Origin of the sequence: Xylanimonas sp. McL0601, assembly GCF_049852175.1 — a bacterium.
Lineage (GTDB): Bacteria > Actinomycetota > Actinomycetes > Actinomycetales > Cellulomonadaceae > Xylanimonas.
In genome coordinates, this window is sequence record NZ_CP187527.1 from 216,001 (window position 1) to 241,076 (window position 25,076).

The window sequence follows — 25,076 nt, forward strand, 5'->3', positions numbered from 1 at the left end:
CTCCCCCTGGGGCCCGCGGTTCAGCGGCGTCGACGCCGGGCGGGACGGGCTCGCCAGTCCGTGTCACATTCCCCGTCACTCGGGGGAACTTCATAACAGATCGCCCCTCCGGCGTCCGCCCTCCGGGAAGCACGAAGGGCCGCTGACCTGCGTCAGCGGCCCTTCGTGGTGGTGAAGCCAAGGGGACTCGAACCCCTAACCCCCTGCTTCAAAGGAACCTCAGCCGGGACGCGCGCCTCGGAGTTGGCGGAATTCCACCGGATCAGCCCTGGCGCCGTCGACTGTCGTCGTGGTCGGTAGACAGACTGCTAGACAGACTGTCCCCTCGATCGTGAAACCGTCAGGCCGTCGAGCGAGAGAGCCGGTACCTCCGACTCCTGCTCGTCGGCGGTGCGGTGGCTACGATCGCACCCTCTGCCACGAGAACACGCAGTCGTGGGCGAAGCGACCCGGCGGTCGTGCCGAGTCGCTCCGCGATCTCGCGGACCGACAGCTCCGGTCCAGGGGTCAGCGCTTCGATGATCCTCTCGTCGAGGGTCCCCTCCGGTCGGATGTCGGCCACGGGCTCCGAGAAGAGGGTCTCGGCAGCCTCGAGGCGCTGACCCTCGCGATAGGCGCCGTCCGTTCGCCGTGGGTACTGGAGCCATCCCTCGTCGACGAGCCCGCGGAGGACTGCCCTTGCGTCCGCGGAGTCAAGGGCAAGTTGAGCCCGCAGGACTTGGTCGTCGACCGCGTAGCCACGGTGAACAAGAACGAGCGCGCGTCGCGCGTCAGGCTCGAGCGAGTCGGCCCCGATGCTGGCGAGCCACTGATCGGTCTCCGGGTTGAGCAGGCCATGCCGATCCAGCACGACAGTCATCGAGGTCACGGAGGCGAGGTAGCGGGGCGCGGCGAGTCCCGCGCGCCCGAGCGCGCCCGTCATCGTCGGAATCCCAGATCCCGCGTTCTCGGACACGGACTCGTCACGGTCGAGCATCGGGACGTCGGCGAGCATGGCGGAGAGCACGGCGTTGCGGGAACGCGAGGACCCGTCGAAGAGATCGAGAACGCGGCGTCCACCCCAGATGCCTCCTGGGTTCGTGACCTCAAGACGATCGGGGTACAGCTCCATGCGCACCTGATCTCCGAGTGCCCACGGGCTGTAGTCACGGTGCGTGAGCGCATTCGTGACAGCCTCGCGGATCGCCACCTCAGGGATCTCTGGTTCGTCACGAGCTCCAGCGCCGACGACGACGCGACGCACCTGGATGTTCTGCAGCACCGCCCGGACACAGTCGTCGACGATGGCCGGGATCGGGCCCTCGATCACCCGGCGGTCCAGCATGCGCGTCTCGCCGACGTAGACGTCCTTCGCCTTTCCTGGATAGACCGCGAACGTCACCATCGCCTGCGGGAGCGAGTGCTGCGGGTAGCGCCCAAAGGCGAGCAGTCCGGCAAGGGTGGGCGTCCGTCCGTCTGCCGCCAGCACGTTGTGGCGCTTCAAGATGTCGACCGTGGAAGTCAGGTCCGCAACGGATCGCGGGCGACGACGACGCAGCCGCGCGATGAACCGCTCCAACTGTTCCTTGTCAAGGTCGTCGAGGGACGCGCCACGGACAGGCTCGGTGTCGACACGCGGCTGCGCGCCGTCGGTCGAGAGCAGGAAGACGCCATAGGTACTCATCCGACGATCGCCGTCACCGACCCGCTCGTAGGTTCCGCCCTCCTTACCTTGCGTCGTCACGAAGGCGGGCTTCATCGCCGCCGGTAGAGGCTCAACGTCGGCGACGACGATCGAAGCATCGTCGACGACCGCGATGTCGATTGAGCCAAGCGGCCGAGGGCTCACCGGGCCGGGCGACTCACCTCCACCACGAGGCCTGAAGCCTTCACTCAGGCCATCACGAATGGCGGCGGCGTCGAAACCTTGCGTCGGAGCGAACCCGGTCGACTCGTCGAGCCCGAGGATGATGAGCCCGCCGTCGCCGTTGGAGAACGCGCTCACCGTCGGCCAGACATCCTTGGGGAGTCCTCCCGCAGCGTTCTTCACCTCGACGAACGAGAGATCCGTCGCCGCTGCGCGCAGTCGCGCAACGACGTGCTCGAGCGGACCCTGGCTCGTCTCCATGACACCCTCACTGTAGTTCACTGTCGTCACTACAGGTGTCACTGTAGTTGCGACATGAGGCAGGCGCTGCACCAACCGCTGGTGCGTGCCCGCGTACGGGTGGACACTGCGCCGCGAACATGGGGGGCGGACGTCTGACAAATACAGAAGGACCCGGGACGACGCATCATCCCAGGTCACGTGGTGGAGCCAAGGGGACTCGAACCCCTAACCCCCTGCTTGCAAAGCAGGTGCGCTACCAATTGCGCCATGGCCCCGCGCACGCTCTCGCGTGCGCCTCGCGCCCCGAGGGGCGCGAGAGATCAGTCGAGCGCGTCCGTGACCTCCGACCAGAGGTCGCGCTCTGCCTTGCCGCCGGACACCCGGCGCCAGACGGCGTAGCCCGCCGCTGCCGCGATCAGGAGCAGGAACAGCTTCTTCATCAACGCCTCCACGTCATCGTCATGCGTGCTTCGTTGCGGCGACGGCGCCCTCGCGAGACTCGCCAGGACGCCGTGTGGGTGGGGCTAGGAGGACTTGAACCTCCGACCTCTTCCTTATCAGGGAAGCGCTCTAACCGTCTGAGCTATAGCCCCTTGCCCGCGCGTTTGTGCGGCGCGTGCAGCACGAAACCATACCGTAGGCCCGGCCCGCTACCAAAACGGTCCGGGCCTTGCGGCCTGTGACATCCGCCGGGTGGCGTCAGTCGTCCGTGAGGGTCACGTGCACCCCGCCGACCAGGGCCGCCGTGATGTTGTACAGCAGCGCCATGATCGTGGTGATGGCCGTCAGCAGCACGACGTTGACCACCGCGATGAGCGTCGCGAGCGAGACCAGCCTGTCGAAGGCGACGAACTGCGTGATGTCGACGTTGGCCTGCTGACCGACGACGTCGCTGATGAAGGTCTGGATCGTGCCGAAGATTCCCAGCCCGTCGATGACGTACCAGAACACGGCCGACGCGACGACGGTCATGATCCCGATCGCCACGGCGAGCAGGAACGCCAGCTTCATCACCGACCACGGGTCGATGCGCGAGACGGTGAGGCGCACGCGACGCGGCCCGCCGACCCCCGCCGGCTGCGCGGAATGGACGGACGGCGACTGCCCGGCTCCGGGACCACCAGGGGCCCCCGGCTCGGGTGCCGGCCGGCCGTCCGGCGTCAGACGCACACCGCCGGTCGCGTAGTGCATCTGCGGCTGGGGAGCCGCGGAACGGCCCTTCTTCCCGTCCGCCGCCCCACCGGCCGGAGCCGGAACCGGCGTCAGGTCGTCGACCGGGTCGTGCGCGCCGGTCGCGACGGTCTGGACGCGCTTGGCGGCATCACGTGCCACGGCGAGGGCCGCGCGAGCGGCCTTCACGGCACCGGCGCGGACGCCGTCGCCGTCGGGCTCCTCGATGCCCTCGGGCGCGTCGACGCCGTCCGCCGGCACCTGCACGGTACCGAGGCCGCTCCCGGGCGGCGGCGGGACCGGCGGCACCGATTGAACGGTGCTCGGCGGGGTGTCGTTCTCGGTCGTCATCGTTCCCCTTGCGTCCATGTCACTTCTCGTCGGCGTCCCCAGGCTCGGAGGACATGACCGTCCCGTCCACGCTAGCCGACTCGACGTCGTCACGTCGCTCGACGTTCCGGGCCACCGCGATGATGCGGTCGCCGCGGTCGGGCTTCGCGAACGTGACGCCCTGCGTGGTACGGCCGGTGGCTCGGACCTGGTTCACCGCGGAGCGGACGATCTTGCCGCGCTCCATGATGACCAGCACCTCGTCGTCCTCGTCTACCACGAGAGCGCCGACGAGGTCACCCCGCTCCTCCGGAAGGTTCGCCACGCGGATGCCCAGGCCACCGCGGCCCTGCTGCCGGTAGTTCTCGACCGACAGCTCCGTGCGCTTGGCCATGCCGGCCTCGGTGACCGTGAACAGGTAGGCGTCCTCGCGCACGACGGCGGCAGTGAGCACCTCGTCGCCCTCGCGGAACTTCATGCCGGTCACGCCCGACGTCGCGCGACCCAGCGCACGGATGCTCTCGTCGTTCGCCGGGAAGCGGATCGACTGACCCTTGCGGGAGACCAGGATGATGTCGTTGCCGGAGTCGACCAGCATCGCGCCGATGAGCTCGTCGGGCGTGCCGCCCTCGTCCTCGCGCAGGTTGATGGCGATGAGACCGGCCGAGCGCGGGGAGTTGTACTCCTGAAGCCTCGTCTTCTTGACCAGGCCCCGGCGCGTGGCGAGCACCAGGTACTCGGCGGCGTCGTAGTCGCGCAGGTCCAGCACCTGGGCGATGCGCTCGCCCGGCTGGAATGCGAGCATGTTGGCCACGTGCTGGCCCTTGGCGTCGCGCGACCCCTCCGGCAGCTCGTAGCCCTTCGCCCGGTAGACGCGGCCGAAGTTCGTGAAGAACAGCAGCCAGTGGTGCGTCGTCGTGACGAAGAAGTGCTCGACGATGTCGTCCTCGCGCAGCTGCGTGCCGCGCACACCCTTGCCGCCGCGCTTCTGCTGGCGGTAGGCGTCGCTGCGGGTCCGCTTGGCGTAGCCGCCGCGCGTGATCGTGACGACGACCTCCTCCTCGGGGATGAGGTCCTCGATCGACATGTCGCCGTCGTACGGGAGGATGTGCGTGCGGCGCTCGTCGCCATACTTGTCGACGATGCTGTCGAGCTCCTCGCGCACGATCGTGCGCTGGCGCTCGGGCTTGGCGAGGATGTCGCGCAGGTCGGCGATCTCGGTCTCGATCTCGTCGTGCTCGTCGATGATCCGCTGCCGCTCGAGGGCCGCGAGCCGCCGCAGCTGCAGCTGCAGGATCGCGTTCGCCTGCGCCTCGTCGACGTCGAGCAGCTCCATGAGACCGACCCGGGCCCGCTCGGCGTCGGGGGAACGGCGGATGAGTGCGATGACCTCGTCGAGCGCGTCGAGCGCCTTGAGGTACCCGCGCAGGATGTGGATCCGCTTCTCGGCGTCGCTCAGGAGGTACTCGGTGCGACGGCGGACGACGTCGATCTGGTGTGTCGTCCAGTGCCGGATGAACGCGTCGAGGCTCAGCGTGCGCGGGACGCCGTCGACCAGCGCGAGCATGTTCGCGCCGAACGTGTCCTGCAGCTGCGTGTGCTTGTAGAGGTTGTTGAGCACGACCTTCGCGACGGCGTCGCGCTTGAGCACGATGACGAGCCGCTGGCCGGTGCGGCCCGAGGTCTCGTCGCGGATGTCCGCGATGCCCTGCAGCCGGCCGTCGTTGACCAGGTCGGCGATCTTCGCGGCGAGGTTGTCGGGGTTGACCTGGTAGGGCAGCTCGGTGATCACGAGGCAGATCCGGTTCTGGATCTCCTCGACGTTGACGACCGCGCGCATCGTGATCGACCCGCGCCCGGTGCGGTACGCCTCCTCGATGCCCTTGGTGCCGAGGATCTGCGCACCGGTGGGGAAGTCCGGGCCCTTGATGCGCTGCAGCAGCGCCGCGAGAAGCTCCTCGCGGCTGGCCTCCGGGTTCGCCAGGTGCCAGCGGGCACCCTCCGCGACCTCGCGCAGGTTGTGCGGCGGGATGTTCGTGGCCATGCCGACGGCGATGCCCGCCGAGCCGTTGACCAGCAGGTTCGGGAAACGGGCCGGCAGGATGACCGGCTCCTGCTCCTCGCCGTCGTAGTTGTCCTGGAAGTCGACGGTGTCCTTGTCGATGTCCCGGACCATCTCCATGGCGATGGGGGCCATGCGGCACTCGGTGTACCGCGGGGCGGCCGCGGGGTCGTTGCCGGGGGAGCCGAAGTTGCCCTGGCCGGCCACCAGCGGGTACCGCAGCGACCAGTCCTGGACCAGGCGGACGAGGGTGTCGTAGATCGCCGAGTCGCCGTGCGGGTGGTACTTGCCCATGACGTCGCCGACGACGCGGGCGCACTTGCTGAAGCCGCGGTCGGGGCGGTACCCGCCGTCGTACATCGCGTAGATGACGCGGCGGTGGACGGGCTTGAGGCCGTCGCGCACGTCGGGCAGCGCGCGGCCGACGATGACGCTCATCGCGTAGTCGAGGTAGCTGCGCTGCATCTCGAGGTTGAGGTCGACCTGCTCGATGCGGCCGTGGTGGACCTCGGGGAGCTCCGGGATGCCGCCGGTGGTCTCGTCCGTCATTGATCAATACCTTCCTAGTTCCTGTGGATCACCGGGCGGGGTGTGCTCAGATGTCGAGGAACCGGACGTCCTTGGCGTTGCGCTGGATGAAGCTGCGGCGGGACTCGACGTCCTCGCCCATGAGCATCGAGAAGACCTCGTCCGCCGCCGCGGCGTCGTCCATGGTGACCTGCCGCAGAGTGCGGTGGGCCGGGTCCATGGTGGTCTCCCAGAGCTCCTGGTAGTCCATCTCGCCGAGGCCCTTGTAGCGCTGGATGCCCTTGTCCTTCGGCATCCGCTTGCCGGCGGCGAGACCCTCGCGGATGTAGGCGTCGCGCTCCTTGTCGGAGTACACGTAGTCGTGCGGCGAGTTCGACCACTTGAGGCGGTACAGGGGCGGCATCGCGAGGTACACGTACCCGTACTCGATGAGCGGGCGCATGTACCGGAAGAGCAGCGTGAGCAGCAGGGTCGCGATGTGCTGGCCGTCGACGTCGGCGTCGGCCATCAGGATGACCTTGTGGTACCGCAGCTTGGTGAGGTCGAAGTCCTCGCCGATGCCGGTGCCGAACGCCGTGATGAGGGACTGGACCTCCTGGTTCGACAGCGCCTTGTCGAGGCGCGCGCGCTCGACGTTGAGGATCTTGCCGCGGATCGGGAGGATCGCCTGGTTGTGCGGGTTGCGGCCGCGCACCGCCGAACCACCGGCCGAGTCGCCCTCGACGATGTAGATCTCGCACTCTTCGGGGCGGTTCGACTGGCAGTCCTTGAGCTTGCCGGGCATGCCGCCGCTGCTCAGGAGGCCCTTGCGCCGCGTGGCCTCGCGCGCCTTGCGGGCCGCCATCCGCGCCTGCGACGCCTGGATGGCCTTGCGGATGATGTCCTTGGCCTCGTTCGGGTGGGAGTCGAACCAGTCGGTGAGCTGCTCGCGCACCACACGCTGGACGAACGTCTTGGCCTCGGTGTTGCCGAGCTTGGTCTTGGTCTGGCCCTCGAACTGCGGCTCGCCCAGCTTGACGGAGATGACGGCGGTCAGGCCCTCGCGGATGTCGTCACCCGTGAGGTTGTCCTCCTTCTCCTTGAGGATCGCCTTCTCGCGCGCGTAGGAGTTGACCAGCGTGGTCATCGCCGCGCGGAAGCCCTCCTCGTGCGTACCGCCCTCGGTCGTCGAGATGGTGTTGGCGTAGGTGTGGACCGACTCGCTGTAGGCGCTGGTCCACTGCATCGCGACCTCGACCGAGATGCGCCGCTCGGTGTCCTCCGCCTCGAAGTCGATGACCTCGGGGTGGATCAGCTCGACCTTCTTGCCCGCGTTGAGGTGCTTCACGTAGTCCATGAGGCCGCCGTCGTAGCGGTAGGTGACGGTGCGCGTGGCCGAGCCCTCCGGCTCGGACGCGACGAGGACGCCGTCGGCGTCCGGCGTGTGCTCGCCGTCCGGGGAGCCCACCACCTCGTCCTCGATGTCGGCGTGACCTGCGCGCACGTCGGTGAGCGTGATGGTCAGGCCCTTGTTGAGGAACGCCATCTGCTGGAAGCGGGCGCGGAGCGTCTCGAAGTCGAACTCGGTGGTCTCGAAGATCTCCGGGTCGGCCCAGAAGGTCTGGGTGGTGCCGGTCTCCTCAGTCGCCTCGAGCTGTTCGAGCTCGGTGACCGGGTGGCCTCCGCCGCCGAACTCCATGCGCCAGCGGTACCCGTCGCGGGCGACCTCGGTGACCACGCGGGTCGACAGGGCGTTGACGACCGAGATGCCGACGCCGTGCAGGCCGCCGGAGACGGCGTAGCCGCCGCCCCCGAACTTGCCGCCGGCGTGGAGGATCGTCATGACGACCTCGACGGTCGGCCGGCCCTCGGTGGGGTGGATCGCGACGGGGATGCCGCGGCCGTTGTCGACGACGCGGACGCCGCCGTCGGCCAGCAGGGTCACGTCGATGGCGTCGGCGTACCCGGCGAGGGCCTCGTCGACGGAGTTGTCCACCACCTCGTAGACCAGGTGGTGGAGGCCGCGCTCACCGGTCGAACCGATGTACATGCCCGGACGCTTGCGGACGGCCTCGAGACCTTCCAGGACGGTGATGTTCCCGGCGTCGTATCCGCCGTCGTTCCGATTCGCCACAGGCCGGTTCGCTCCTCGCTGTCCGTTCGCACCGCGGGACCGGTGCACGCCACCCACGGCGTCAGGGGCCCGCGGGAGGCGCAGCACGAGCCGGGGGTGGCATCGGGAAGCGGTTCCGAGAGGGGCCCGGGAGTGCCCGGGGCGACCTTCCCAGTCTACCTTCTCGGGGCTGATTTCCGCGGATCGGGGCGCCTTTGGCCTGGGGAGACAACCCAGATCAGAGCACTCCGTCCACAAGGTTCTCCACATCTGCGGATGATCGTCCGCAAGGTTGCGGAATGCTTGGGGACAAGACGGCCGAAATCCCCTTTTTCCCTGCTATTTCCCACCCAGCTCCCGGACTGCTTCAATGCGCGAATCATCCATGCGGACGGCAGCGACGCCGTCCCCTTCCGTGAAGGAAGCACCGCGTGAAGAAGTTCTTGGCAGGTGCCGTGTCCGCGGCACTCGGCCTGGTCGGTCTCGGGATAGCGACGGCAGCCCCCGCGGCCGCGACCGAGCCCGCGATCTCGGCGTCCTGCTCCAGCCTCGACGTCTACCTCTGGGACACCTCCCCGGGCACCGTCGTCACGGTGTCCGTCGACGGCGAGGTCGTGGCCGTCGACTCCCAGATGGACTCGTACTACTCGAACAGCTTCGGGCTGACCTGGTCGCAGGCGCACGAATGGACCGTGGACGTCGACGTTCCCGACGGCGACTCGGCCGACGTCAGCCAGTCCGGGACGACGCAGCCCTGTGACTCCGACCCGAACGTGTGGGCGACGTCGTGGGACTCGTGCAAGGACGTCACCCTGAACGTCGCCGAGTACCCCGACGGGACGCATGCGACGGTGGTCGTCGACGGCGCGACGGTCGTGGACGAGGTGTTCGACCAGTCGTACTACACGACGCAGTCGTTCGACTGGGCGGTGAGCCACACCTGGTCGATCACGGTCGACGCCCCCGACGATGCCCTCGACCGGGCGATGCGGGGCGTCACGTCACCGTGTGAGTCCAACCCCGACATCGTGCTCGAGGCCCAGGCCTGGTGTGGCTCGGTCGACGGCTGGGGCTGGGGCTACCCGGCCGGTTCGCAGGTGGCGATCACCGTCGACGGGGCGATGATCTCCTCCACCACCGTCGACGAGGGGGGCTACTTCTCGCTCTCGGCACAGCCCGATCCCGCTGTGGACTACACGTGGCAGGTGACGGTCCAGGACGACGCCGGGCAGCTTCTGGGCGAACGGTCCGACTCTGTGAGCGGTTGCGCACCCTGGGTTCCTCCGGTGGTCCAGGCGTCCACCACCTGCTCGTCCGTGATCACGTGGGTCGACGGCGCGGCCGTCGAGGACGGGAGCACCATCGAGGTGCAGGTCGACGGACAGGTCGTCGCCAGCGAGGCGGTGGGCTCGTACTACTACCGGATCTTCGATGTCTCCTGGGACGCCGCACACGCCTGGACGGCACGCGTGATCGCCCCCGACGGCTCCGAGACCGGGTCGGACGCCGGTATGACCGAGCCGTGCTCGGAGGACCCGGACCCGCCGCTGAGCGTCTCGTCGTCGTGCGGCGATGTCTGGGCCGCCGCCCAGGACCCGGTCTTCACCGCGGGCAGCCGTTTCGAGCTCGTGGTGGACGGCGAGGTCGTGAGCTCCCAGGAGTTCGCGGTCCACGCCGATGCGTCGGTGACGGTCGATCACCTCCTGCCCCACACGTACTCCGCGACGGCGACCACCCCCGACGGCACGACCTTCGAGGCCACCGGTTCGACCGAGCCGTGCAGCCAGGGCGAGCACGCCGTGCACGTCACCACGGGTTGTGAGGCCATCGCGGTCCACCTCTACGACCCCTACCTGGGTGACGGCGCGCGTGCACGGCTCGAGATCGACGGCGTCACGGTGCTCGACGAGTCCGTGCCGACGTACTACGACACGGCCGTCCCGGTCGACCAGTCGGTCGACCACACGTGGACCTTCACGCTCGACGCGCAGGACGACCGTCGCGACTGGACCGAGTCGGGAACGACGATGAACTGCTCCTGGGGCCCGACCCTCGTCACACCTGAGCGGCCCGACGCGCTCACCACCTGCGATGCGACGCCCGGCGACGTCGTCGTGCCGCCCAGCACGGAGGCCGTCACATACACGCTGACGCCCGACGGGCTGCTCGCCACGGCCAACCCGGGCTACGCGTTCTCGTGGCTGCTCAAGGACTCGCAGTACTGGCAGATGAGCGACACCGAGGCCGTCGTCTCGCTGCGCACGCTGCTGGCGCCCCGGTGCGGGCTGACCGGCACCGTCACCGCGACGCCCGTCTGCGAGTCCGGCGAGGCGTTCCTGGACTACGCCGTCGAGCCGCCGGAGGGTGCGGTCGAGGAAGGGTTCACCATCGGCTTTGAGGGCCCTGGTCATGCGCGGGAGTCCCTCACCGGCGACGGCGGCTTCGGTCATCCGTTCTCCGGGCGCCTTCCGTGGCCGAACCTCGTGAGGAACGACGACGGCACCATCTCGAACACTGCGGACCCGGAGATCCGCGCGACGTCGGTCCACGTGCACTTCTACGTCGCGGTTCCCATGATGTCGGAGTGGGGCAGCTACTCCCGCCTGTACGACGCGGCGAGCCCTGATCTCGAGACGATCGCCCCGTGCGGCCCGACGACGGACGCCGGCGATGACGACGGGTCGCCTGCCGGGCACGCCTTCGGGCGCGGCCACGTGGGGCACCCGCTGGCGGCCGGCCACCCCGTGTTCCCGCAGTTCCCCGGTCAGGGGGTAACGCGCCAGCACGCCTGACCGGCAGACGACCGAGGGCGGGCACCTGGTTCAGGTGCCCGTCCTCGGTCGTCGATGCGGCGGCGTGCCAGTGGCAGCAGCCGGACTGGCCGATGCCAAGGCCGTCAGCCCCAGGTGTCCCGCGGCCCCCGTCCGCCGCGTACCGAGCGCGGGCCCTTGCCGAAGCCCGGCCCGGCCGGCCCCAGCACCTTGACCTCCTCGACCACGCCCTCGCCGACCTCCTCGGCGAGCCGGCGCAGCAGCGTGGGCGCGAGCAGGCGCACCTGCGTGGCCCAGGCCGTCGAGCTGGCACGCACCACGAGCACCTTGTCCTCGAAGGTCTCGGGCGTGCAGTGGTCCGCGATCTGCTCACCGACGACCTCGCGCCAGCGACCCATGACCCCGCCCACCGAGACCTCCGCACGCCAGCCCTTGTCGCGCAGCAGCCGGCCGACGACGTCGGAGAGCATCTGGGGGTCGCGCGCGCTCGGGCCCGAACCCGAGGTGCGCGGCTCGACAAGCGGTGATCGGCGCGCCGGGGAGCCGGGACGCAGACCCTTGGCACGGGCGGCCGCGCGGGCACGGTTGAGGGCCTCGCGGGCGACCTCTGCCGGTGGCCTGATCGGGACCTCGTCCGGGTCGGGCGCCGCGGTCGCTTCGGGGTCAGGACGCACGGGACACCTGACCTGTGGATACCTCGAAGCGCGTGGCGAGGAGGCCCGGGGGGACGTCGCCGGGGACGGCCGCCGTGACGAGCACCTGACGGGCTGGGGCCACGAGCTCCGCCAAGCGCTCGCGACGGCGGACGTCGAGCTCGGCGAACACGTCGTCGAGGATGAGCACGGGGTCGGCGTCGGGGCCGAAGTCGTCGGTCCAGAAGCGTGCCGTCGACGCTTGCCGGTCTGTCGGGGCCGAGCCCACGTGGTCGGCTGTGGTCCCGGCCGGCGCGATCGGCGGGGTGGGCGCGTCCCCGCCCAGCAGGTGGTAGGACGCCAGCCGGAGCGCGAGCGCGAACGACCACGACTCGCCATGGCTGGCGTACCCCTTCGCCGGGAGACCGCCGAGCGTAAGGACGAGATCGTCGCGGTGCGGACCGACGAGGCTCATCCCGCGCTCGACCTCGCGAGAATGCGCAGCGGCCATGCCGTCGAGCAGCGCCTTCTCGAGCTCGGCCGCCGTCGGCGCCGGAGCCGCCGGGTCAGCCGGCAGCAGGCCTGCTCCCGCAGCGGACGCGGCGGAGCCCACCGTGTCTGCGTCGTCGGGCGCGAACGCGTCCAGGCTCGCCCGGTAGCCGAGCTCCGCGTCGCCGTCGGAGTCGCTGACCTGCGCGTACGCCGCGTGGACGTGGGGGCGCAGCGCCTGGACCAGCTGGAGCCGCATGGCGAGGATCTGGCCGCCGAGCTGGGCGGCCTTGGCGTCCCAGACCTCAAGGGTCGACAGGTCGGCGCTACGCCCCGAAGCCTTGAGCCCACGCAGGGACTTCAGCAGCGCGGAGCGCTGGCGGATCACACGCTCGTAGTCGCTGAGCAGCCCCGCGGCGCGCGGGAGGAGCTGCACGACGAGCTGGTCGAGAAGCCGACGGCGGCCGTCGGGGTCGCCCTTGACCAGCGTCAGGTCTTCCGGGGCAAAGAGGACGGTGCGAAGGATCCCCAGGACGTCCCGTGCGCGGCCCAGCTGGCCGCGGTTGATGCGGGCGCGGTTGGCGCGACCGGGCGTGATCTCGAGCTCGACAGTCGAGGCACGATCCCCGCGGACGATGCGCGTGCGGACGACCGCGCGCTCGGCGCCGGCGCGGACGAGCGGGGAGTCGCTCGCGACGCGGTGCGAACCGAGCGTCGCCACGTAGGCGATCGCCTCGACGAGGTTCGTCTTGCCCTGTCCGTTGCGCCCCACGAACGCGTTCGGTCCCGGCTCCAGCTCGACGTCGACGGAGGCGTACGAGCGGAAGTCCAGGAGCGACAAGTGGGAGACGTACATGGGCCCTCTCGGTGGTTCAGCCTGTCGGAACCACCCTCCGCGCAGCAGGGGTGGTCTCGACAGGCTCAACCACCGTGGCGGGTCACCCCGCGGACTTGACCGCGTGACCGCCGAACTGCTGGCGCAGCGCGGCCACGGCCTTCATCGCGGGCGAAGCCTCCTGGCGGGAGGCGAAGCGCGCGAACAGCGCCGCCGAGATGACGGGAAGCGGGACGGCCGCGCCGATCGCCTCGTCGACGGTCCAGCGGCCCTCGCCCGAGTCCTCGACCCAGTCGTCGAGCTTCGCGAGCTTGGGGTCGTCCTCGAGCGCGCGGACCATGAGGTCGAGCAGCCAGGACCGCACCACGGTGCCGCGCTGCCAGGCCTTGAAGGTGCCGTGGACGTCGGTGATGAGGTCCTTGGCCGCGAGGAGCTCATAGCCCTCGGCGTATGCCTGCATGAGGCCGTACTCGATGCCGTTGTGGACCATCTTGGCGAAGTGGCCTGCGCCGACGGGGCCAGCGTGCACGAAGCCCTCCTCGCGCGGACCCTCGGGACGCAGCGCGTCGAACACGGGCATGAGCGTCTCGATGTCCTCGGCCGAGCCTCCGGCCATGAGGCCGTAGCCGTTATCGAGGCCCCACACGCCGCCCGAGACCCCGACGTCGACGTAGCCGACACCCTTCTCGGCGAGCTCGGCGGCCCGCTCCTGGTCCTCGACGTAGTGCGAGTTGCCGCCCTCGACGACGATGTCGCCCTCGGTCAGGACCTTGCCGAGCTCGGCGAGGACGCCGCGCGTCGGCTCACCAGCGGGGACCATGACCCAGACCACGCGCTTGCCGGCCGGCAGCGCCTCGACCAGCGCCGCGAGCGTCGGGACGTCGGTCACGTCGGGCCGCGGGTCGTAGCCCGTGACCTCGATGCCGCCCTGGCGGAGACGGGCGCGCATGTTGTGGCCCATCTTGCCGAGACCGACAAGACCGATGTGGCTGACCATGCTTGCTCCTTGGATGAGAACAGAGTGGTAGAGCGAACACGCCACCGGCCGGGACCGGCGGTGCCGCCGGTCAGCCGGCGAAGCGGATGGGGACCAGCAGGTACCGGTAGTCGGCCGAGTCCTCGCCGTCCAGGGACCCCTGGCCGGTGAACTCGACGGGCTTGTTCGGGTGCGTGAACGACAGGCGCACGAAGTCTGTTCCCAGCGCCGTCAGGCCGTCGAGCAGGAACTGCGGGTTGAACGCCACGGTGATGTCCTCGCCGACCAGCACGGCCTCGAGCGCCTCCGACGCCTGCGCGTCGTCGCCCTGCCCGGCGTCGAGCACGACCTGCCCCTCGGTGAACGAGAGGCGGATGGGCGTGTTGCGCTCGGCCACGAGCGCGACGCGGCGCGCGGCGTCGATCAGCGCCTGCGTGGGCACGACGGCGTGGATCGGCGTCGCATCCGGGAACAGGCGGCGGACGGCGGGGTAGTCGCCGTCGACGAGCTGCGACGTCGTATGGCGGCCGCCGGCCTCGAAGCCGATGAGGTCCAGGCCCGAGCCTGTGGACAACCCGATGTTGACGAGCCCGCCACCGGCGCCGAGCGACTTGGCGACATCGGTGAGCGTCTTCGCCTTGACGAGGGCGACGGCGGAGAAGCCCGGCGTGGACGGGGTCCATGTCAGCTCGCGCAGCGCGAGGCGGTAGCGGTCCGTCGAGAGCATCGTGATGCGCTCGCCCTCGATCTCCATCCGGACGCCCGTCAGGAGCGGCAGGGTCTCGTCGCGGCTTGCCGCCACGGACACCTGCGCGACCGCGTGGGTGAGCGCGTCGCCCGAGACGGTGCCGCTCAGCTCGGGCATCTGCGGCAGCGTCGGGTAATCCTCCACCGGCATGGTGAGGAGCGTGAAGCGTGAGGCTCCACAGGTGACGACCACCTTGGTGCCGTCGAGCGTGACGTCCACAGGCTTGTGGGGGAGAGCGCGCGCGATGTCGGCCAGGAGGCGCCCCGAGACCAGCACCGTGCCGGGCTCGGCGACCTCGGCCGGGATCTCCGAGCGTGCCGACACCTCGTAGTCAAAGCTCGACAGGCTGATGACGCCGGTGGGGTCCGCCTCGATGCGGACGCCGGCGAGCACGGGTGCGGGCGGGCGCGTGGGAAGCGTACGCGCGGTCCAGGTCACGGCATCTGCCAGGACGTCACGGTCGACCCGGAACTTCATCCCACTCCTTCGCTCATGGCTAGTCGTAGTCGCACCCTACGCGAGTCACGCGCTCCGCGGCACGTGGGAATGCCCGTCTGTTCATGGCGTCGTCGTCAGGGTGCTGCTCGGGTCGGCCTGTCGCCCGATGAAGGCGAGGTGGATTCCTTCTTCGAGATCAGTCGTCGTAGTAGTAGCACTTGTGGATCTTGGGGAAATCCTGTGTTCCTGCAGGTCAGACGCACATTTCCCGTGTGGACGAGCTGGGGGTGCGGCTGTGGGTGAACTGCGAGGCGGTGTGGATGTGCGTTTCGTCCCCCACAGCCATCCACCGATCGAGGGCCCTGGATCCACAAAGGGAGGGCCGCTCGTCCACACCTGTCCACAGGTTTATCCACAGCTGTGCATGGATGCACTGCGACCAGGGCGACTGTGTGTCCACATGCTTGTCCACACCTGTGGGTAGAACTTGTACGCCGACGGCGTCGCTCAGGGCCCCTCGCGCGGCGAGGGCTGTGGACGGCTCGGGGAGCTCTAGCCGCGGTGCTGCTGCCGGATGCGGCTCGTCAGCTCGGTCACCTGGTTGTAGGTCGAGCGACGCTCCGCCATCTGGCCGGCGATCTTCTTGTTGGCGTGCATGACCGTCGTGTGGTCGCGGCCGCCGAACTGCTGGCCGATCTTCGGCAGCGAGAGGTCGGTCAGCTCCCGGCACAGGTACATCGCGATCTGCCGGGCAGTGACGAGGACGCGGGAGCGCGAGCTGCCGCACAGGTCCTCGATCGTCAGCCCGAAGTACGCGGCCGTCTGGGCGATGACCATGGCCGGCGTGACCTCGGCGGGGTCGTCGTCGATGATCAGGTCGCGCAGGACGATCTCGGCGAGCGGAAGGTCGACCAGCTGGCGGTTGAGGTTCGCGAACGCCGTCACGCGGATCAGGGCGCCCTCGAGCTCGCGGATGTTGGTCGAGATGCGCGACCCGATGTAGCTGAGCACGTCCTGCGGCACGTCGAGCTTCTCGCTCGCGGCCTTCTTGCGGAGGATCGCGATACGGGTCTCGAGGTCGGGCGGCTGGACGTCCGTGATGAGGCCCCACTCGAACCGGGAGCGCAGCCGGTCCTCGAACCCGTTGAGCTGCTTGGGCGGGACGTCGGACGTGATCACGACCTGCTTGTTGGCGTTGTGCAGCGCGTTGAACGTGTGGAAGAACTCCTCCATCGTCTGTTCCTTGCCCTGCAGGAACTGGATGTCGTCGATGAGCAGGACGTCGACGTCGCGGTACCGCCGCTGGAACGCACCCTGCTTGTTGTCGCCGATGCTGTTGATGAAGTCGTTGGTGAACTCCTCGGAGTTCACGTACCGCACGCGGACGTGTGGATAGAGGTTGTGGGCGTAGTGCCCGATGGCATGCAGCAGGTGGGTCTTCCCCAGGCCCGAGTCGCCGTAGATGAAGAGCGGGTTGTACGCCTTGGCCGGCGCCTCGGCGACGGCGACTGCCGCCGCGTGCGCGAACCGGTTGGACGACCCGATGACGAAGCTCTCGAAGACGTAGCGCGGGTTGAGCCGCGTCGGCTCGGCCGACGGGCGCGGCGACGGCGGCAGGTTCAGGACTGGCTGGACGGCCGGAGTGTCGTCCTCGTCCTCCGGCTCGATGTAGTCCTGCGTCGGGCCGGTGAGGCTCTCCGCGCTGAGCTCCGGGTCCACGGTGATCCCGAAGCGCACGTCATAGCCGAGCACCGACGACATCGCGGAGATGAGCTGATCACGCACGCTGGTCTCGAGGTAGGTGCGAGTCTGCTCGTGCGGGACGGCGATGAACGCGGTGCCGTTGACCACCGCCATGGGCTTCGCGAGGCGGACGAACGCAAGCTGGCGCGCGGTCATGTCGGGCCGCTGCTCGAGCACGTCGAGCGTCTGCGACCAGACCTTGTTGATGTCCTCGTCCGGCACCGGGGCGCTCCTTCTCTCGCGTATTCGTGTCTCGTGAGCCTGCTCGTGCCCCCGTGCGCACGAGCAGGCCTCGAGTTGCGCATGAGAGGTGAGAACTGGGAGTGTGTCACGCCGCGAGCCGCCGCACATACCCACTGTCCACAATGTTCTCCACAACCTGTGGAACCTGTGGAGCGTGTTGTGGGAAGCCACGTATTCGTTCAACGGGCGGACCGTGTGGTGAGAGTCTCCTGCGTGCGGGCACCGTGGGGTTTGACCACCGAGGGTCGCGCCACGTAGCGTTGGACAGCCGTTCCGGGTATTTTTGCGCGCCTACTTCCCGAGGCGTGGTTCCTGGAGCGGTACGGTCGGTCCTCCGTCCGGACACCAGGTCCGGGCACCCGGCCTGGACCAGCATCGTCGACCCCCGTCGGGCGGCATGCCCCGACCCGACGTCATCAGGAGCATCTCGTGAGCAAGCGGACCTTCCAGCCGAACAACCGTCGTCGCGCGAAGACCCACGGCTTCCGGCTGCGCATGCGCACCCGCGCCGGCCGCGCAATCCTCGCTGCGCGCCGCCGCAAGGGCCGCGCCGAGCTGTCTGCCTGACGACCCTCACGTGCTGCCCTCGACGCACCGGTTGCGTCGTCCCGCCGAGTTCGGGCGGACGGTGCGCCGGGGCGCGCGTGCTGGACGATCGACCGTGGTGGTGCATCTCCTTGTGGACAACGAGGGGGCTGCCGCACCACAGGTCGGTTTTGTCGTATCCAAGGCTGTGGGAAACGCCGTGCAGCGAAACCTGGTGAAGCGCCGACTCCGCGAGATCGTGCGATCCCTCGTTGCTGAGCCCGGAAGCCCTTCGTTCCCTGAGCGTTCGCGCGCCGTCGTGCGCGCATTGCCGGCGTCGTCGACGGCGACGTTCGCCGAGCTCGGACGCGACGTCGACGCCGCGCTCGAGAAGGCCGCCCATCGGGCGACGTCGATGAGGCCGGCATGAAGCTCGAGAGTCTTCGTGGCATCCCCGCCAGCGTGCTGGTGGGGATGATCCGCGTCTACCAGGTCGTGATCTCCCCGATGACCGGGCCGACCTGCAAGTACTACCCGTCCTGCTCCCACTACGCCGTCCAGGCGATCCGCACGCACGGTGCGCTGCGGGGGACAGGGCTGGCGCTCTGGCGCATCCTGCGCTGCAACCCGTGGAGCCTCGGCGGCGTGGACGACGTCCCGCCCGCCAGACCGCGCCGACACACCCTGACCAGGGACGACGTCGCGGCCGCAGCAGGCGCCCAGGCTGACGCAGCGACGCACGCGCACCAGCACTGAACCCCCCGGCCCGCGCCCCGGGTCCCCAGATTTCTGACGAGCCCAAGGAGACACGACCGTTATGGACGGGCTATTCACACTGCTCTACCCCATCGAGTGGGTAGTTGCCTGGATCATGACCGGGGCCCACTGGGTCTTCGCGAACCTCGGGTTCGGCGAGGGCCCCGGCGGCGCGTGGGTGATCGCCATCGTCATGCTGACCGTGGTCATCCGGGTCGCGCTGATCCCGCTCTTCGTCAAGCAGATCAAGGCCTCGCGCGGCATGCAGCTCATGCAGCCCGAGCTGCAGGCGGTGCAGAAGAAGTACAAGGGGAAGACGGACCCGGCGTCTCGCGAGGCGATGACCCGCGAGACGATGGACCTCTACAAGAAGCACGGGACGAACCCGTTCGCGTCCTGCCTCCCGATCCTGCTGCAGTCACCGATCTTCTTCGCGCTGTTCCGCGTGCTCAACAGTCTGGGCAAGATCTCGTCGGGCGATCTCTCGGCCATCGGGCCGATCGACCAGAGGGTCGCGCACGACATCGAGAACTCGACGTTCTTCGGTGCGCGCCTCTCAGAGGTCTTCCTCCAGACCGACAGCCTCCAGGCTCGCATCGTCATCATCGTGCTCATCGCCGCGATGTCCGTGACGACGTTCACGACGCAGCGCCAGCTCACGATGAAGAACATGCCGAAGGCCGCGCTCGAGGGCCCGATGGCGAGCACGCAGAAGATGATGCTCTACGTGCTCCCGCTGATCTTCGCGGTCTCCGGCGTGAACTTCCCGGTCGGTGTGCTCATCTACTGGACCGTCACCAACCTGTGGTCGATGGGGCAGCAGTACTACACCATCAAGCGCATGCCGGCGCCGGGCTCGGAGGCCGAACGCCTCTACAACGAGCGCAAGGCCCGCAAGCTCGCCGCGAAGGGGATCGCTCCCGAGGCAGTCGCCGAGCTCGAGGGGCCGAAGGCAACCGGCCAGCGCGTGCAGCCGCAGCGCAAGAACCGCAAGAAGAAGGGCTGACCGGCCATGACGAACCCCACGCCGGAAAACGGGCTCGACCGCACCTCGCAGCTCGAGGAGGAGGGCGAGATCGCTGCCGACTACCTCGAGGAGCTGCTCGACATTGCTGACCTCGACGGTGACATCGACATCGACGTCCGTCACGGACGCGCTGCCGTCGAGATCGTCGCCGAGGACAAGGGCTCGCTGAAGCACCTGGTCGGGCGCGACGGTGAGGTGCTCGAGGCCCTCCAGGACCTCACCCGTCTCGCTGTCCAGGCCCGGACGGGCGAGCGAAGCCGGCTCATGCTGGACGTCGCAGGCTTTCGCGCGCAGCGCCGTACCGAGCTGACTGAGATTGCCGAGAAGGCAGTGGCTCAGGTCAAGGAGTCGGGTTCGGAGGTCGCGCTCGACCCGCTGAACGCTTTCGAGCGCAAGGTCGTGCACGATGTCGTTGCCGCTGCAGGCCTGGCGAGTGACTCTCGGGGCGTCGAGCCCCAGCGGTATGTCGTGGTCCAGCCCGCCAGTGAGTGACGTCGCGACGACGTTTCACGTGAAACACGACGGGCGGTGATCGCGAGGTGAGTGACGAGGACGTGCGCGGCAGGGCACAGCGCGCCGAGGCCGGGCTCGATGCCGACAGCGTGGTGGACGACGCGGCGGATCGTGCGCTCGGCGACAGTGCTCCTGTGCGGGCGTACTTCGCGGAGGCGTACGACCAGGTCGCGGGTTTCGGCGAGCTCCTGCGCGAGCAAGGCGAGCTGCGCGGGCTGATAGGGCCGCGTGAGGTCTCCCGGCTGTGGGAACGACACCTGCTCAACTCCGCCGCGGTGGTGCCGTACCTGCCGGAGTCGGGCGTCCTGGTCGACGTCGGGTCGGGTGCCGGTCTCCCCGGGATCGTCGTCGCGATGATGCGACCTCGTCTCGAGGTGGCACTGATCGAGCCGATGGAGCGCAGGACGACGTGGCTCGACGAGATTGTGGATCGCTACGGTCTCTCCAACGTGCAGGTCAAGCGGGGCCGCGCCGAGGAGTTTCACGGCGCCTTCGAGGCGGACGTGGTGACATCGCGTGCTGTGGCTAACCTGGCGAAGCTTGCGCGCATGAGCATGCCGTTGCTGCGCAAGGGTGGCGAGATGGTGGTGCTGAAGGGCCGCAACGTCGTTCAGGAGATCGACCCTGCGCGGAAGACCCTGCGATCCTTCAAGGCGACCGAGCCAGAGATTCTCTCAGGGACGACGGTCGACGGGGTGGAACCCACCACGATTCTGCGGGTCCGCCGCGGCTAGACGCACAGCGACGCCGCGTTCTGACACGCGCCACACAGCCCGGCAAGGCCCTGCCCCGATGGCAGGGCCTTCCGTGTTTCACGTGAAACACCGTGGCGTCGCGACTCTGTCCACAGCGGAGTGGATTCCCGTGCGCCGCCGGTGCGAGGCCGTAGGCTGTGCGCGTGGCTGTGGCGCAACGCCGTAGATGCGCCCCTGACGTGCACGAACGGTCCCGCAGCCGAGATCGCCATCGACGAGAAGGACGTAGAGCATGGGATCCGAGGAGCGCAGGTGGCCGTGGAATCGCGTGACCTCGCACCCTGCCGCTGACGGACAGTCAGAGGCGATCGACGGCGAGCCCGTGACCGACGTGATCCCCACAGACGGTCCCGGCGACCCTCGCGACCCTCGCGACCCTCGCGACTCTCGCGCCGCCGAGGTCAGCGAGCCGCAGAGCTGGCCTGGATTTGGAACGGTGACACCGACTGCACCCGTCGTTCCAGCGACGCCGGTGGGCGCGCTGTCCGTGAAGGCCAGCGCGGTCGACCCCGGCGAGCCGTCGGTGCCCGCGCGCACGGAGGCCAACGACCTCGAAACTGCGGGGGAGTGGGCGGAGAGCCGAGACGGGCATCGTGCCGCTCTGATCGACAACATTCCGGTGGTCGATGATGAGACGCCACTCGCTGCGCAGCTCGCTTTCGATGCTCGTCGTCGGATCGACCTTCAAGGCCGAAGGTTCCCGCGCCCGGACCGCACGCGCATCCTGACGGTGGCGAACCAGAAGGGTGGCGTCGGCAAGACGACGACAACCGTGAATCTGGCCGCCGGCCTCGCTCAGGCCGGTCTGAACGTCCTCGTCATTGACAACGACCCGCAGGGCAACGCGTCGACCGCTCTGGGGATCGAGCACCGGGCCGGAACGCAGTCGATCTACGAGGTTCTCGTCGACGACGCGCCGCTGGCATCCGCGGTCCAGGCCTGCCCTGACGTCCCCGGCCTGTGGGCCGTGCCGGCCACGATCGATCTCTCTGGGGCGGAGATCGAGCTTGTCTCGCTGGTTTCACGTGAAACACGACTCCGCCGAGCGGTCGACCAGTACCTCGCCGATCGGGTGGCGAACGGCGAGGAGCGGATCGACTACGTACTCGTCGATTGCCCTCCGAGTCTCGGGCTGCTCACCGTGAATGCCTTTGTCGTTGGTCGCGAAGTGCTCATCCCGATCCAGTGCGAGTACTACGCGCTCGAGGGCTTGAGCCAGCTGCTGAAGACGATCGAGCTCATCAAGGCGCACCTCAATCCGGAACTGACGGTCTCGACCATCCTGCTGACGATGTACGACGGGCGCACGAACCTCGCACAGCAGGTCGCCGAGGAGGTCCGGACGCACTTCCCGGCGCAGACGCTCAAGACGAGCGTGCCAAGGTCGGTCCGCATCTCCGAAGCGCCCAGCCACGGGCAGACGGTGATGACCTACGACCCGACCTCGACGGGTGCACTTGCCTATCTTGAGGCTGCACGCGAACTGTCCGAACGGTTCGTTCAACGCGCTGACCTGCAGGAACGCGCGTAGCCTCGAGGGAAAGACACACGCGAGCGGGGTTCCCGCGAGGCGTTCCGACCGTCGGCCGAGAGGCCTTGAAGGGCGCCGGAGGCGATCGACGATGAGGTTGACAGAGTTGTGGAGCGAGACGAAGGAGCGGCCATGAGTGCTCAGAAGAAGCGGGGGTTGGGGCGCGGACTCGGCGCGCTGATTCCTTCAGGTCCCGAGGGCGAGCGTCCGGTCGATGTCTTCTTCCCTGCTGTCGATAGGGCAGACGCCCGGGACGCCGGGCAGTCGAGCGACGCGTCTGAGGTCGACGCCGGCAGTGCCGACGACGTGGGCAAGGGCGCAGCTTCGAGTGCGCGCTCGACGTCGTGGGACGCGGCCATGTCGAGCGGGCGGCTGGCGATCCGCACCGGCGGGGCGGCTCGTCCGGCACTTGCGATGGGCAACATGGACGAGGCCACCGCTGACGACGAGCCGGATCGCGTCGCGCTCGCCCTGGCCGACCTCCCCGACTCGGACGACGTTGGCACGGCCGTGCTGGCAGCGAGCGAAGTCGACCCTGCGGAGATCGGGGTCGTCACTAGACCTGTCGCGCCGGCGGGCGATGGCCTCGCGACGGTGACCCCGATCGCTTCGGTGCGCGTGCCCCACGACGCGCTTGCCAGCAGGGGAGCGACAGACGCTGCGGTCGATGCAGCCTTCGCCCAGCTTGGCGCCGACACTGTTTCACGTGAAACGGCGCCCGATGCTGTGCGCCTGTTTGACGACGAGCTGATCGCTGCCGACGAGCTGTTGCCCGTTCCGGGTGCGTGGTTCGCCGAGCTTCCGGTCGCGGCGATCAGGCCGAACACGTGGCAGCCCCGCACCGTCTTCGATGAGGCCGAGCTCGACGAGCTGGTCGACTCGATCAAGGAGATCGGTGTCCTCCAGCCGATCGTTGTGCGGCCCGACCGGAACAGTGACGGGCAGTACGAACTGATCATGGGCGAGCGCCGCTGGCGCGCCACTGAGCTCGCCGGCCTCGACACGATTCCCGCAATCATTCGCGAGACCGACGACGCGGACATGCTTCGCGACGCTCTCCTCGAGAACCTGCACCGAGCCCAGCTGAACCCGCTCGAGGAGGCAGCCGCCTACCGGCAGCTGCTCGACGACTTCGGATGCACGCACGAGGAGCTCGCGAGTCGGATCGCGCGGAGCCGCCCGCAGATCTCGAACACGCTGCGCCTGCTCAAACTGCCTCCGCTGGTGCAGCGACGTGTCGCCGCGGGCATTCTGTCGGCAGGGCACGCGCGCGCCCTGCTCAGCCTCTCTGACGGCGCGGAGATCGAACGGCTCGCGCAGAGGATCGTGTCGGAGGGTCTGTCGGTCCGGGCGACCGAGGAGATCGTCACGCTGATCGCGTCCGGTGGCGAAGACAACCGCCGACGTGCGCCGCGTGCAGGGCAGCGAAGCGTGGCGGTCGAGGATCTGGCCGGCCGCCTTTCGGACCTGTTTGAGACCCGGGTCAAGGTGCAGGTTGGCAAGTCGAAGGGTCGGCTGACGGTCGAGTTCGCGTCTGTCGAGGACCTCAACCGGATCCTCTCAGTGATGGCGCCGGAGGATCCTGGACTCCTGAAGTCGTAGTCGACTCCTGACCGCAAGCGCCGAGGGCCCCCGTTTCACGTGAAACGGGGGCCCTCGGGCGTGGTCGAGCAGATCGTGGCACGCCGTGTTTCACGTGAAACACCGGCGCTGGCTAGGCCGTCGGAACCACCGCGGCGGCCTCGACGATCTGCCGGTAGAGCTTGGCCAGATCATGACCCGCAGCGGTTGCTGCCTGCGGGAACAGCGAGGTCTCCGTCATGCCCGGTGCGACGTTGACCTCGAGCACCTGAGGGGTGCCGTCTTGCTGAAGGATGAGGTCGGTCCGCGAAAGATGCCGCAGGTCAAGCGCCAGGTGCGCGGTGACGGCGACGTTCGCGACACGGTCCGCCTCGTCCTGAGTGAGGCGGGCCGGGACGAAGTACTCCACCCGGCCCGGGTTGTAACGCGCGTCGTAGTCGTATCCGCCCTCGGCGACGATCTCGACCGCCGGCAGAGCGACGGGGCCGTCCGGGCCGTCTACCACCGAGACCGCAAGCTCGACACCGTCGATGGCACGCTCAATGAGGGCATTTCCCCCGTAAGCAAAGCAATCGACCATCGCGCGCGCTAGATCCTCCGGCCGGGTGACGCGGGTGACTCCGAGCGCCGAGCCGCCTCGGGTCGGCTTGACCACCACGGGAAGACCGAAGCGCTCGACGACGATGGTCAGAACGCCCTGGGCGCCGAGGTCGCGGAACAGCTCCTGCGGGAGCGTGAGCCAGTCGGGCGTGGCCAGACCTGCGCCGAGCAGCCGTTCCTTGGCGATCGGTTTGTCCCAGGCGAGCCGGCTGGCGCGCGGACCGGTGCCGACGTAGGGGACTCCCGCCAGCTCGAGCACGTCGCGGAGCGAGCCGTCCTCGCCGCCCGCGCCGTGGAGCAACGGCCACACGACGTCGGGGCGGTGCTGGTCGAGGTAGGCGAGGAGATGCGAGTCGACGTCGTGAACGTCGACGTCGACACCCGCGGCACGCAGCGCCTCGGCGACACGGCGGCCCGAACGGAGCGACACGTCGCGCTCGTGGGAGAGCCCGCCGGCGAGCACGACGACGCTGGGTCCGCCGCGCGCGGTGCCCCGCTCGCGCGCCGGCGCGTCCCCGAGACCCGGGGCGACGACGTCGGGTACAGCGGTGGCGGCGGGGCCGGGGGTGGACGGCATCGGGAAGGTCATGAACGCTTCACCTGCTCGGGTCGGGGTTGGAGGTGGCGTGAGCCGCGACCTGG

The 25,076-nt window shown here is 69.0% G+C and carries 20 protein-coding genes and 2 tRNA genes; 9 read left to right on the plus strand and 13 right to left on the minus strand.

The window, feature by feature from the left end; translation table 11 throughout:
- Positions 1 to 340: 340 nt before the first annotated feature.
- The 7 genes from ACO4JP_RS01000 to gyrB form a co-directional block, all read right to left on the minus strand.
- Positions 341 to 2,137, minus strand: coding sequence for an ATP-binding protein (locus tag ACO4JP_RS01000; protein WP_425955545.1), 1,797 nt, complete (start codon positions 2,135 to 2,137; stop codon positions 341 to 343).
- 151 nt (positions 2,138 to 2,288) lie between these two features.
- Positions 2,289 to 2,364, minus strand: a tRNA-Ala gene (locus ACO4JP_RS01005).
- 45 nt (positions 2,365 to 2,409) lie between these two features.
- On the minus strand, positions 2,410 to 2,529 hold the full coding sequence (locus ACO4JP_RS01010; protein WP_425955546.1) for a DLW-39 family protein: 120 nt from the start codon (positions 2,527 to 2,529) through the stop codon (positions 2,410 to 2,412).
- 79 nt (positions 2,530 to 2,608) lie between these two features.
- Positions 2,609 to 2,682 (minus strand) — tRNA-Ile (locus ACO4JP_RS01015).
- 106 nt (positions 2,683 to 2,788) lie between these two features.
- Positions 2,789 to 3,610, minus strand: coding sequence for a DUF3566 domain-containing protein (locus ACO4JP_RS01020; protein ID WP_425955547.1), 822 nt, complete (start codon positions 3,608 to 3,610; stop codon positions 2,789 to 2,791).
- 19 nt (positions 3,611 to 3,629) lie between these two features.
- Complete coding sequence (gene gyrA, locus ACO4JP_RS01025; protein WP_425955548.1) at positions 3,630 to 6,200, minus strand: DNA gyrase subunit A; 2,571 nt, start codon at positions 6,198 to 6,200, stop codon at positions 3,630 to 3,632.
- Positions 6,201 to 6,246: 46 nt separating this feature from the next.
- On the minus strand, positions 6,247 to 8,292 hold the full coding sequence (gyrB, locus tag ACO4JP_RS01030) for a DNA topoisomerase (ATP-hydrolyzing) subunit B (protein WP_425955549.1): 2,046 nt from the start codon (positions 8,290 to 8,292) through the stop codon (positions 6,247 to 6,249).
- A gap of 410 nt (positions 8,293 to 8,702) precedes the next feature.
- Here gyrB and ACO4JP_RS01035 point away from each other — a divergent pair, with 410 nt between their 5' ends.
- Positions 8,703 to 11,063, plus strand: a complete 2,361-nt coding sequence (locus ACO4JP_RS01035; protein WP_425955550.1) for a hypothetical protein — start codon at positions 8,703 to 8,705, stop codon at positions 11,061 to 11,063.
- Between the two features lie 104 nt (positions 11,064 to 11,167).
- Here the strand turns inward: ACO4JP_RS01035 and ACO4JP_RS01040 are convergent, their stop codons facing one another.
- The 5 genes from ACO4JP_RS01040 to dnaA form a co-directional block, all read right to left on the minus strand.
- Complete coding sequence (locus ACO4JP_RS01040) at positions 11,168 to 11,716, minus strand: DUF721 domain-containing protein (protein WP_425955551.1); 549 nt, start codon at positions 11,714 to 11,716, stop codon at positions 11,168 to 11,170.
- A complete protein-coding gene (gene recF / locus ACO4JP_RS01045) occupies positions 11,706 to 13,019 on the minus strand; it encodes a DNA replication/repair protein RecF (RefSeq protein ID WP_425955552.1) in 1,314 nt (437 codons plus the stop codon). The genes ACO4JP_RS01040 and recF overlap by 11 nt, the downstream gene beginning before the upstream one ends.
- A gap of 82 nt (positions 13,020 to 13,101) precedes the next feature.
- Positions 13,102 to 13,995 (minus strand): phosphogluconate dehydrogenase (NAD(+)-dependent, decarboxylating), encoded by an 894-nt coding sequence (gene gnd, locus ACO4JP_RS01050; RefSeq protein ID WP_425955553.1) that lies wholly within the window; start codon positions 13,993 to 13,995, stop codon positions 13,102 to 13,104.
- Positions 13,996 to 14,065: 70 nt separating this feature from the next.
- Positions 14,066 to 15,199 (minus strand): DNA polymerase III subunit beta, encoded by a 1,134-nt coding sequence (dnaN, locus tag ACO4JP_RS01055; RefSeq protein WP_425955554.1) that lies wholly within the window; start codon positions 15,197 to 15,199, stop codon positions 14,066 to 14,068.
- 513 nt (positions 15,200 to 15,712) lie between these two features.
- Positions 15,713 to 17,125 carry a chromosomal replication initiator protein DnaA gene (dnaA, locus tag ACO4JP_RS01060; RefSeq protein ID WP_425955555.1) on the minus strand — a complete coding sequence of 471 codons (1,413 nt, stop codon included), beginning with the start codon at positions 17,123 to 17,125 and terminating at the stop codon, positions 15,713 to 15,715.
- Positions 17,126 to 17,575: 450 nt separating this feature from the next.
- Between dnaA and rpmH the strand changes: the two genes are divergently transcribed.
- The 8 genes from rpmH (at position 17,576) to ACO4JP_RS01100 (ending at position 23,855) form a co-directional block, all read left to right on the plus strand.
- Entirely contained in the window at positions 17,576 to 17,713 is a 138-nt protein-coding gene (gene rpmH, locus ACO4JP_RS01065; protein ID WP_010849920.1) for a 50S ribosomal protein L34, read from the plus strand.
- Between the two features lie 10 nt (positions 17,714 to 17,723).
- Entirely contained in the window at positions 17,724 to 18,101 is a 378-nt protein-coding gene (gene rnpA / locus ACO4JP_RS01070; protein ID WP_425955556.1) for a ribonuclease P protein component, read from the plus strand.
- On the plus strand, positions 18,098 to 18,427 hold the full coding sequence (yidD, locus tag ACO4JP_RS01075) for a membrane protein insertion efficiency factor YidD (protein ID WP_425955557.1): 330 nt from the start codon (positions 18,098 to 18,100) through the stop codon (positions 18,425 to 18,427). The genes rnpA and yidD overlap by 4 nt, the downstream gene beginning before the upstream one ends.
- A gap of 61 nt (positions 18,428 to 18,488) precedes the next feature.
- A complete protein-coding gene (gene yidC, locus ACO4JP_RS01080) occupies positions 18,489 to 19,433 on the plus strand; it encodes a membrane protein insertase YidC (RefSeq protein ID WP_425955558.1) in 945 nt (314 codons plus the stop codon).
- 6 nt (positions 19,434 to 19,439) lie between these two features.
- Positions 19,440 to 19,946: a protein jag gene (locus tag ACO4JP_RS01085; RefSeq protein ID WP_425955559.1), complete on the plus strand. Its 507-nt coding sequence runs from the start codon at positions 19,440 to 19,442 to the stop codon at positions 19,944 to 19,946.
- A gap of 47 nt (positions 19,947 to 19,993) precedes the next feature.
- Entirely contained in the window at positions 19,994 to 20,701 is a 708-nt protein-coding gene (gene rsmG, locus ACO4JP_RS01090; protein ID WP_425955560.1) for a 16S rRNA (guanine(527)-N(7))-methyltransferase RsmG, read from the plus strand.
- Positions 20,702 to 21,323: 622 nt separating this feature from the next.
- Positions 21,324 to 22,253 (plus strand): ParA family protein, encoded by a 930-nt coding sequence (locus ACO4JP_RS01095; RefSeq protein ID WP_425957027.1) that lies wholly within the window; start codon positions 21,324 to 21,326, stop codon positions 22,251 to 22,253.
- Between the two features lie 357 nt (positions 22,254 to 22,610).
- On the plus strand, positions 22,611 to 23,855 hold the full coding sequence (locus tag ACO4JP_RS01100; protein ID WP_425957028.1) for a ParB/RepB/Spo0J family partition protein: 1,245 nt from the start codon (positions 22,611 to 22,613) through the stop codon (positions 23,853 to 23,855).
- Positions 23,856 to 23,967: 112 nt separating this feature from the next.
- Here the strand turns inward: ACO4JP_RS01100 and ACO4JP_RS01105 are convergent, their stop codons facing one another.
- Positions 23,968 to 25,023, minus strand: coding sequence for a D-alanine--D-alanine ligase family protein (locus tag ACO4JP_RS01105; protein ID WP_425955561.1), 1,056 nt, complete (start codon positions 25,021 to 25,023; stop codon positions 23,968 to 23,970).
- Between the last annotated feature and the right edge of the window lie 53 nt (positions 25,024 to 25,076).

Excerpts from the sequence above, each read along its gene's own strand:
- ACO4JP_RS01010 (WP_425955546.1), bottom strand. The coding sequence starts at position 2,529 with ATGAAGAAGCTGTTCCTGCTCCTGATCGCGGCAGCGGCGGGCTACGCC.
- ACO4JP_RS01020 (WP_425955547.1), bottom strand. The coding sequence starts at position 3,610 with ATGACGACCGAGAACGACACCCCGCCGAGCACCGTTCAATCGGTGCCG.
- gyrA (WP_425955548.1), bottom strand. The coding sequence starts at position 6,200 with ATGACGGACGAGACCACCGGCGGCATCCCGGAGCTCCCCGAGGTCCAC.
- recF (WP_425955552.1), bottom strand. The coding sequence starts at position 13,019 with ATGTACGTCTCCCACTTGTCGCTCCTGGACTTCCGCTCGTACGCCTCC.
- gnd (WP_425955553.1), bottom strand. The coding sequence starts at position 13,995 with ATGGTCAGCCACATCGGTCTTGTCGGTCTCGGCAAGATGGGCCACAAC.
- dnaN (WP_425955554.1), bottom strand. The coding sequence starts at position 15,199 with ATGAAGTTCCGGGTCGACCGTGACGTCCTGGCAGATGCCGTGACCTGG.
- yidD (WP_425955557.1), top strand. The coding sequence starts at position 18,098 with ATGAAGCTCGAGAGTCTTCGTGGCATCCCCGCCAGCGTGCTGGTGGGG.
- yidC (WP_425955558.1), top strand. The coding sequence starts at position 18,489 with ATGGACGGGCTATTCACACTGCTCTACCCCATCGAGTGGGTAGTTGCC.
- ACO4JP_RS01085 (WP_425955559.1), top strand. The coding sequence starts at position 19,440 with ATGACGAACCCCACGCCGGAAAACGGGCTCGACCGCACCTCGCAGCTC.
- ACO4JP_RS01100 (WP_425957028.1), top strand. The coding sequence starts at position 22,611 with ATGTCGAGCGGGCGGCTGGCGATCCGCACCGGCGGGGCGGCTCGTCCG.
- ACO4JP_RS01105 (WP_425955561.1), bottom strand. The coding sequence starts at position 25,023 with ATGACCTTCCCGATGCCGTCCACCCCCGGCCCCGCCGCCACCGCTGTA.